Here is a 9,312-nt window from a genome sequence, read left to right on the forward strand (position 1 = left end):
AAAGACCCTCCCCATACCAGTATCCTGAAAAAATTCACATTCTGGTATGAGAAAGGTCTCCGTTTTTAACTGAGAGAAAAATCCATCCGTTCTCACTTATTTCGTTTTATAACTACACAGAACTTTTTTCGCGTGCAGATTGCAGGAATGATCTGAGGCATCTCCGCCTCATTTCAAGCCACTTACCAGATTTTGGAGTCCACAGCTGCGCGCTCGATCGGCAGGCCTTTCATATATCTTTCCATGAACATATTAAAGCCTTCTACACCCTCCGGATCCGGATTCAGGGTGCTTCCCTGATTTCCTGCAAATACCTTGGTATCCAGGAAGTCTTCCAGGGTCTCATTCTCCTCTTTGTTTACAAGATAGGAAGCGAGCACTGCAATTCCCCATGCACCGCCTTCACCGGCAGTCTCCATAACAGAAACCGGGGCATTTACAGCATCTGCAAGGATCTGCTGTCCAACACCTTTTGTCTTAAACAGTCCGCCATGACCAAGAAGACGGTCAACCTTTACCCCCTCTTTCTTAAACAGGATGTCAAGACCAACTCTCATAGCGCCAAGGCAGGTATAAAGATTGGTTCTCATAAAGTTGGCAAGATTGAATTTGCTCTCTGGAGAACGTACAAACAGTGGTCTTCCTTCTGTAAATCCAGTCATATGCTCACCGGAGAAATAGCAGTAGGACAAAAGTCCGCCGCAGTCCACATCTCCCTCCAGAGCCTTGTTGTATAAGGTTCCGAAAAGCTTGTTCATATCAGCTTCCATACCCATTGCTTCTGCAAACTCACGGAAAATATTTACCCATGCATTCAGATCAGAAGTACAGTTATTAGAGTGTGCCATTGCAACCGGATGTCCGGATGGAGTCGCAACCATATCAATTTCAGAATATGGTGCAGATAACTCCTTTTCCAAAACAATAGAGGCAAATACGGAAGTACCTGCGGAAACATTTCCGGTACGCTTTGCAACGCTGTTGGTAGCTACCATTCCAGTGCCAGCATCACCTTCCGGCGGGCACATAGGAATTCCGGCTTTCAGCCTGCCTGTTACATCAAGAAGCTTTGCTCCTTCTTCTGTCAGGCAGCCAGCGTCCTGTCCCGCAACAAGACATTTCGGCAGAATGCCGCGAAGCTTCCATGGGAATCCATAAGAAGCAACCTGCTCATCGAACTGCTGAACCATTTTTTCATTGTAATCCCTGGTAGTGCTGTCCACCGGGAACATTCCTGCAACATCGCCAATTCCAAGAACTCTTTTTCCAGTCAGTTTCCAATGTACATATGCCTCCAGAGTGGCAATGTAATCAATATCTTTTACGTGAGGCTCGCCTTTTAAAATTGCCTGATACAGATGTGCGATACTCCATCTCTGAGGAATATTATACTGAAAAAGTTCGGACAGTTTTCTGCTTGCCTCTCCCGTAATATTATTTCTCCAGGTTCTGAACGGAACCAGAAGATTTCCTTCTTTGTCAAATGGCATGTAGCCGTGCATCATGGCGCTGATTCCAATAGCACCAACGCTTGTCAGCTCTACACCATATTTCTCCTCTACGTCCTTTGCCATCTGCTGATAACAGTCCTGCAGACCGGACCAGATATCTTCCAGACTGTATGTCCATACCCCATTCTCATAGCGGTTCTCCCACTCGTGTCCGCCGGATGCGATTGGTGCATTATTTCCATCTACCAGAACTGCCTTGATTCTTGTGGAACCGAACTCGATTCCAAGTGCTGTCCTGTTATCCAGGATTGCCTGCTTTGCTTCTGCTGCTCCCATGTGTAAAATCCTCCCGTTGTCTTTTTATAATGTGTAACATTCTTCACTGTTCAACCCAACGCCGTAAACAGGCTCCAGAGCGTGTTTGCCATTCTATGCGTTTTTACCTTCGAAACGCAATTTCATTCCAGCGAAGCTCATTCTTGAAGTTACGGATTGTAGTATCTTTGTCAATGTATACAGCTTCAATTCCCATTGCTGCAGCCCAGTCACCCATCTGCTCTGCTGTAAGATCATAAGTAAAGGCAGTATGATGTGCTCCACCTGCAAGGATCCATGCTTCTGCGCCGGTAGCCAGATCTGGCTGTGGTGTCCAGAATGCACTTCCTACAGGAAGCTTCGGCATAGGTTTCTCAACCTTCTTGCAATCTACATCATTGATGATCAGACGGAATCTATCCCCCAGATCAACAAGGGATGTTGCGATTGCAGGGCCTGTCTTGGATGTAAATACAAGTCTCGCAGGATCCTCTCTCTCACCCATGCTAAGCGGGCAGACTTTAATAGCCGGCTTGCCATCTGCTACGGATGGGCAAACCTCCAGCATATGTGACTGCAGGATTCCCTCTTTTCCAGGAACAAGATTGTAGGTGTAATCTTCCATCATGGAGGTTCCCTTAGCGTCCTTCATGCCTGCTGTCATAATCTTCATCAGACGAACCATTGCAGCTGTTTTCCAGTCACCTTCTGCGCCAAATCCATAGCCCTTCTCCATAAGTCTCTGGATTGCCAGTCCCGGAAGCTGCTTCAGTGCTCCAAGATCACCGAAATGAGTTACGATTGCCTGATAGTTTTTCTCTTCCAGGAATTTCTCAAAGCCTATCTCAATTCCTGCTTGTACTGCTACATGACGTTTGAATTCTTCCGGGTCTCTTCCCTCAGAAAGAATGTCATATTTATTATAATATTCTTCCACAAGAGCGTCAATATCTCCCTTGGAAACAGCGTTCACATATTCTGCGATTTCATTTACCGGATAGGCATCAACTTCCCAGCCAAATTTAATTTGAGCTTCTACCTTATCCCCCTCTGTAACGGCAACATTTCGCATATTGTCGGCCACACGGCAAACTCGGATGTGGCTGCTCTCCATAATGCCAACAGCAGTTCGCATCCAGGAAGCCAGACGCTCCTGAACCTTTTTGTCAGCCCAGTGGCCCACAATTACCTTTCGCTCGATTCCCATGCGGGTTACCATGTGACCATACTCGCGGCCACCGTGTGCGGACTGATTCTCGTTCATAAAGTCCATGTCAATGGTGTCGTAAGGGATTTCCTGGTTGAACTGTGTGTGAAGGTGGCAAAGAGGCTTTCTATATTCTTTCAGACCAAGTATCCAGGATTTTGCCGGGGAAAAAGTATGCATCCAGGTGATCACACCAGCACAGTCTTCATCAGCATTTGCCTCATTGAAAGTCTTACGGATAAGTTCATTGGTAATCAAGGTTGGTTTCCATATAATCTCGTATGGAAACATACCGGATTTGTTCAGCTCTTCCACAATAATACAGGAATGCTCAGCTACTTTACGGAGACACTCATCCCCATAAAGATCCTGTGAACCTGTACAAAACCAGAATTTGTAATTTCTTCCTGTTTTCATTGTAAAAATCCTCCTGTTTATTATATTTTTGTAAATATTGTTATTGATTCAATTTTTCAGGTGATGGTTTGCAATGTATATTTCCAATTGTAAGGAAACAATTATCAGTAATTCTTTGCAGAAAATATCATTTAAGCCTTCTGCAGGAACCACGAACAATTAATTCCGGCTGAATCAGACGTTCTACTTTGCTATCCTCTTCTGACACTCCATTGATTTTTTCTAATATCAATTCTGCTGCCATCTCTCCAAGCCGCTCCTGTGGATGGGCAATGGTTGTGATTCCGGTTCCGCGCTGGGCATAGAGGGAATTGTCATAGCCTGTGACGGAAATATCCTTTGGTACTTGAAGACCACAATCTTCAAGAGATTCAATCACCTGTACAGCAATCTGATCATTGTAGCAGACGATTCCATGAGGAAGCGATCCGGTTTTTACCATTTCTTTTACCATCATAGATGGTTTACTCCGCCGATCTTCGGTGTGGAACCATACTACCAGATCTGGATCATAAGGAATACCAGCCTCCTGCAATGCCCTCACATACCCTTTATGTCTCTGGATACCCTGAATGTCATCTGCCTTGAAAAAACCGGTAATCCTGCGGTGTCCCTGCTCCAGAAGGTACTTTGTCACCAGATAGCCGCCCCTGGCATCATCCATAAGAATGTGGGGCTTGTCCTTCATTTCCGTGTAAATTCCCTGGATAAAAATGTATGGAATCTGATATTTCTCTAGATTTTCGTAAAGGCCAGGATGCCGACAGCTAAGCTGGCTTTTACTTGGCTCTATGATCAGACCATCAATATCTTTCTGCAAAAGCTCTTCTAGACATTTTGCCTCTTTCTGACGGCTGTTACCTGTATTTTTCAAAATGATGCTGTAGCCCTGTTCAGACAGTACATTATCCATTCCCTGAATCAGCCTTGGGAAAATGTAGTCAGAAATATAAGTTGTCACTACCGCAATATTTCTGGACTTTTTCATATGGCGCATTTTCTCGGAACAAAAAGTTCCTTTTCCATGGCAGGCTTCTATATAGCCTTCCTGTTCCAGAAGACTAAGTGCCTTTCGCACCGTATGCCGGCTGAGGGAATATTGTACTGTAAACTGATTCTCTGATGGCAGCTTCTCTCCTGGCTGAATCCTGCCGGAAATGATCTTCTCTTTTAGTTCTTCCATCAGAGTAAAATATTTTGGCTTGCCATTTTCAGTCATTCTTCCTTCCTCCTGTTTCCATCTTACAACTTGTACGCACATACGGACAAGTTGTTGTGTTTGGATATTGTATACAAAATAATCAGCTATATTTTATGCTTTTTTAACAAATGTTGGGGATTCTAAAATGAAAGAAGTGAAAACATAAGATTTTATTTACAGAATGGCTATGTAAATCAACGCTTACATAGCCATCTGTTTTACACAAGTGTTATCTCATTTACACAATGGGCATCCGAAATTCATGCTTTCACAGGACCTTACCGCCTGCACGATAACAAACAACACTCGCGAAACATAACTTTTTCTTGTTTTATTACAATGTCTCAATCAGCGAGTCAATGTCTTCCATTTTCGTTGCCCAACTTGTTGCAAAGCGGACTACTGTATGACTATCATCATATTTTTCCCAGAAGCTGAACTTCACTTTTTCGCCCAATTCCTCCATTTTCTTATTTTCCAGGATAACAAAAATCTGATTGGTTGGGGAATTAATGAAAAATTCATAGCCCTTCTCTTTTAATGCAGCTTTCAGTTTTGCAGCGGTTTCGATAGCATTTTTGCTGATTTCCAGATACAGATTTCCTGTGAAAAGAGTATCAAACTGAATTCCAAGCAGTCTGCCTTTCGCAAGAAGCGCTCCCTGCTGTTTGATCATAGTAAAGAAATGTTTCGGTGCTTTCTTCGGAAAAACGACTGCTTCACCGCACAGGGCACCAACCTTGGTTCCTCCGATATAAAATACGTCTGTATAATTTGCAATATCTTTCAAAGTCACATCTGTCTCTGCCACCAGTCCATAGCCCAGTCTGGCTCCGTCCAGAAATAACGGGATCTCATATTCCCTGCATACACTGGAAATATCTGCCAGTTCCTGCTTTGTGTAAAGAGTTCCGTACTCTGTCGGATGTGAAATATAAACCATGCCCGGAAAAACCATGTGGTCATAGCTTCCGTCTGCATAGTAGGTCTGAAGATAATCTTTCAGATTTGCGGCAGAAATTTTACCATTGTCCTGGGGAAGTGGAAGAACTTTATGTCCGGTAAATTCAATTGCTCCGGCTTCGTGCGCATTTACATGACCGGTAACTGCGGAAAGCACTCCTTCATACCGGTTCAACACGGACGCGATCACCACTGCATTTGTCTGGGTACCCCCTACCAGGAAATAGACCTCCCCATCTGGACAGCCACATGCCTCTTTTATTTTTTCCTTCGCTTTGTCACAGAAAGGATCCTGTCCATATCCCGGAACCTTTTCCATATTGGTTTCCATTAATCTTTTTAAGATTGCCTCATGAGCACCTTCACAATAATCATTTTCAAAATACAACATGATGTAACTCCTTTGTTTCATATTTTTCACTTGTACCATACAGGTATATTTTACTTTGATTTCGTTTTTTAATCATATACCTGCCCTGAATTTTTTACAAGAAAAATGTTTCCGGATAACAGTTCCGTAACCAAATGGCCAATAAATTCTTTCTTTTATATAATTCAGGGTTGACATTCCCACCTTTGCCGAATTATAATTACCACAACAAAATACATTTGCAGTCACGCTTCAATAAAAGGGAGTAGCTGGCATATCAAATGCATTGTTTCTGTTTTAGTGCATTTTTGTATATGGATTTTCATGCGTCAGAACGGTAGACAGTTCCATGAATCTGTCGCCCGCAGAAAATTGAAATGGCAAGACTTTTATTACAATAGTCGCATATCTTCAGATATGCAGTATTGTAATAAAAGTCTTTTTTATACCCCAAAAACAGGTTATAAAATTCCTTCCCTACAAAGCTTTCATTTTTATAACAATATTAACATTATGCAAGTATTTTTATCTATTTAAGCACTTACATTCAAACACCCAAAAGGAGGAAAAAGAAATGGAATTTTTAACAGACGGAATCCTTGCATTAACCTGGCAGCAAATTGTGATGTTTGCCGTCGGAATCACCCTGATCTGGCTGGCTATCAAAAAGGGATTTGAACCAGCCCTGCTTCTGCCAATGGGCTTTGGTGCCATACTTGTGAACCTGCCTTTTTCCGGAGTTTTAAACCAGACTCTGGCTGGCGGGATCCAGGCAAACGGAGTCATTGAATGGCTGTTCCATGTGGGAATTGAAGCCTCAGAAGTCATGCCGATTTTACTTTTCATCGGAATTGGCGCTATGATCGACTTCGGTCCCCTGCTTTCCAATCCCTCTTTGTTCCTGTTTGGCGCAGGTGCACAGCTTGGAATTTTTGCTGCAATTTTACTGTCCACCATCCTTGGATTTGACCTAAAAGACGCTGCTTCTATCGGAATCATCGGTGCTGCCGACGGACCTACTTCCATTCTGGTATCCCAGGTCCTGAATTCCAAATATATCGGCGCCATTGCAGTTGCCGCCTATTCCTACATGGCACTTGTCCCAATTGTACAGCCCTTTGCCATCCGGCTTGTCACTACAAAGAAGGAACGCTGCATTCACATGGAATATAATCCGAAATCCGTTTCCAAAACCATGAAAATTGCTTTTCCCATTATAGTTACTGTAATCGTTGGGCTGGTAGCACCTCAATCTGTTGCGCTGGTTGGATTTCTCATGTTCGGCAACCTGATCCGGGAATGCGGCGTCCTGGGCACCCTGTCCGACACAGCCCAGAATATTCTGGCAAATCTGATCACCCTGCTTCTTGGAATCACCATTTCCTTCAGCATGCGTGCAGACCAGTTTGTAACAAAAGAGACTTTACTGATCCTGGTGATTGGACTTTTTGCTTTTGTCATGGACACCATCGGCGGCGTTCTCCTGGCAAAATTTATGAATCTTTTCCTGAAAAAAAAGATCAACCCAATGATTGGCGGTGCCGGAATTTCTGCATTTCCAATGTCCTCCCGAGTTGTTCAGAAAATGGCCATGGAAGAAGATCCCACAAATGTAATTCTCATGCAGGCCGCCGGTGCCAACGTGTCCGGACAGATTGCTTCTGTAATCGCAGGCGGCATGGTTATCAACCTGGTCACAAAATTTTTATAAAAAAATTTTTATAATGAGGAGGGTCTTATCTATGAATACATCCAATATCATTATTGCACTTGAAATCATGGCAAAAGGAATGGCAGGAATCTTTACTGCCATTCTGTTCATCATTCTTTGTGTATGGCTTCTCGGAAAAATCGGAAAATAAATACTCCAATATATCTATAGCGCTTCTCTTTTCATCCCCGACAAAAAACGAGCCAAGGTCACATGCAGCATTGACCTTGGCTCAATATTTTTACTAATACATCGTTTCGTAAATAACTATACCAATCGCGTAGGATGTAGATCCGAGTGTGCAGGTCTAAAATCCACATTTTCTCTCTGTTACTCTACTGCATCAGCAGCATTCTCAGAGGCAGAACCGGGCTCCCCATCATAATTTTCCAGGAAAGAATGTCTCACACCATATTGTTTATATCCCACAACTGTATCAATATTTACATTCTCTACGCTCTTGAAAATGTTGCCCTCTACAAACGGATTCACCTTTTTCAGGTCACGGATCAGTTCCTTGATTTCTACACGTTTGGAGCGATTTTCGTTATTGCAGGTAGTGCAGGTATCTGTAAATTTACATGCACACTGAATAAAATGGAGATCATTGTAGTCACGCCATGCCTTAATATCATCCTCCCGCACCAGATACAATGGACGGATCAATTCCATTCCCTCAAAGTTGGTGCTGTGAAGCTTGGGCATCATAGTCTGTACCTGGGCACCGTAAAGCATGCCCATAAGAATGGTCTCAATCACATCATCATAGTGGTGACCCAGTGCAATCTTGTTGCAACCCATTTCTTTTGAAAAAGCATAGAGATGCCCGCGGCGCATTCTTGCGCAAAGATAACAAGGAGATTTCTCCACATTAAATACAGACTCAAAAATATCAGACTCAAAAATACGAATAGGAATATTTAACCTTCTGGCGTTTTCCTCGATTACCTGACGGTTGGCCGGACTGTAGCCCGGATCCATAACCAGAAATTTCACCTCGAAATCAAATTTATTATGAAGCTTCAGTTCCTGGAAGCACTTTGCCATCAGCATAGAGTCCTTGCCGCCGGAAATACAGACTGCAATCCTATCTCCCGGCTTCACAAGCTCGTAAGTATTGATTGCCTTGGTAAACCTGGACCAGATTTTTTTCTTAAATTTCTTGCGAAGACTGATCTCCACATTTTTCACAAAATCTTCGTCCTGTGAACTCTTCATGGCATCCATAAGCCAGGCAATGTACCCTTTCTCAAGGCTTACTGCATCCAGCCCCTCTTCCTCGAGCTTCTTAGCGATTTCTTTACTATTGATTCCGCGGCTGCAGCAAATAACCAGTTTTCTGGTCTTATCCACTTCCGGATTCTCCATGATTTCCTCTGGCTTACAGGCCAAAGCCCCCTTAACAGCGCCATGGGAAATCTCAATCTCGTCGCGGACATCAATGATCTGATAGGACTCCGCTGGTAACTTTTTTAATTCTTCTATTGTTATACTGCTCATTTAAATCCTTCCCTGAATATATTCTATAATGTCCATACTTTATATCACGATCTCAACAAAACTGTAACTCGTTCCTGCTCAGAAGAAACCTTGCTGAATATGATTGTTACTGTTCACTGGTCACGTTCCGCGAGGCGTTTTTTGTGAACAAAGTTCACAGAAAACCCGAGAATTGCG

Annotated in this window: 6 protein-coding genes; 1 reads left to right on the forward strand and 5 read right to left on the reverse strand. The window is 43.3% G+C overall.

The genetic code is table 11. The annotated features are described in order from the left end of the window. Positions 1–182: 182 nt before the first annotated feature. The 4 genes from LIZ66_RS09420 to LIZ66_RS09435 form a co-directional block, all read right to left on the reverse strand. A complete protein-coding gene (locus tag LIZ66_RS09420; protein ID WP_118581787.1) occupies positions 183–1,787 on the reverse strand; it encodes a xylulokinase in 1,605 nt (534 codons plus the stop codon). A 103-nt stretch (positions 1,788–1,890) separates the two neighbouring features. Next, entirely contained in the window at positions 1,891–3,390 is a 1,500-nt protein-coding gene (gene araA / locus LIZ66_RS09425; protein WP_148461770.1) for an L-arabinose isomerase, read from the reverse strand. A 127-nt stretch (positions 3,391–3,517) separates the two neighbouring features. Further along, positions 3,518–4,609 (reverse strand): GntR family transcriptional regulator, encoded by a 1,092-nt coding sequence (locus tag LIZ66_RS09430; protein WP_148461771.1) that lies wholly within the window; start codon positions 4,607–4,609, stop codon positions 3,518–3,520. A gap of 316 nt (positions 4,610–4,925) precedes the next feature. Continuing rightward, positions 4,926–5,945 (reverse strand): threonine aldolase family protein, encoded by a 1,020-nt coding sequence (locus LIZ66_RS09435; protein ID WP_148461772.1) that lies wholly within the window; start codon positions 5,943–5,945, stop codon positions 4,926–4,928. 553 nt (positions 5,946–6,498) lie between these two features. Here LIZ66_RS09435 and LIZ66_RS09440 point away from each other — a divergent pair. After that, positions 6,499–7,635, forward strand: coding sequence for a sodium ion-translocating decarboxylase subunit beta (locus tag LIZ66_RS09440; protein ID WP_148461773.1), 1,137 nt, complete (start codon positions 6,499–6,501; stop codon positions 7,633–7,635). Between the two features lie 330 nt (positions 7,636–7,965). Here LIZ66_RS09440 and LIZ66_RS09445 read toward each other — a convergent pair whose 3' ends face one another. Further along, the gene (locus tag LIZ66_RS09445) at positions 7,966–9,135 is read right to left on the reverse strand and encodes a PP-loop family protein (RefSeq protein WP_148461774.1); all 1,170 of its coding nucleotides are present in this window, start codon (positions 9,133–9,135) and stop codon (positions 7,966–7,968) included. Between the last annotated feature and the right edge of the window lie 177 nt (positions 9,136–9,312).

It is taken from the genome of Blautia faecis (assembly GCF_020554845.1).
In the GTDB taxonomy this organism is placed as follows: domain Bacteria; phylum Bacillota; class Clostridia; order Lachnospirales; family Lachnospiraceae; genus Blautia_A; species Blautia_A faecis.

Bases quoted from the DNA above. Each gene is read 5' to 3' on its own strand.
- LIZ66_RS09420 (WP_118581787.1), bottom strand. From the start codon at position 1,787: ATGGGAGCAGCAGAAGCAAAGCAGGCAATCCTGGATAACAGGACAGCA.
- araA (WP_148461770.1), bottom strand. From the start codon at position 3,390: ATGAAAACAGGAAGAAATTACAAATTCTGGTTTTGTACAGGTTCACAG.
- LIZ66_RS09430 (WP_148461771.1), bottom strand. From the start codon at position 4,609: ATGACTGAAAATGGCAAGCCAAAATATTTTACTCTGATGGAAGAACTA.
- LIZ66_RS09435 (WP_148461772.1), bottom strand. From the start codon at position 5,945: ATGTTGTATTTTGAAAATGATTATTGTGAAGGTGCTCATGAGGCAATC.
- LIZ66_RS09440 (WP_148461773.1), top strand. From the start codon at position 6,499: ATGGAATTTTTAACAGACGGAATCCTTGCATTAACCTGGCAGCAAATT.
- LIZ66_RS09445 (WP_148461774.1), bottom strand. From the start codon at position 9,135: ATGAGCAGTATAACAATAGAAGAATTAAAAAAGTTACCAGCGGAGTCC.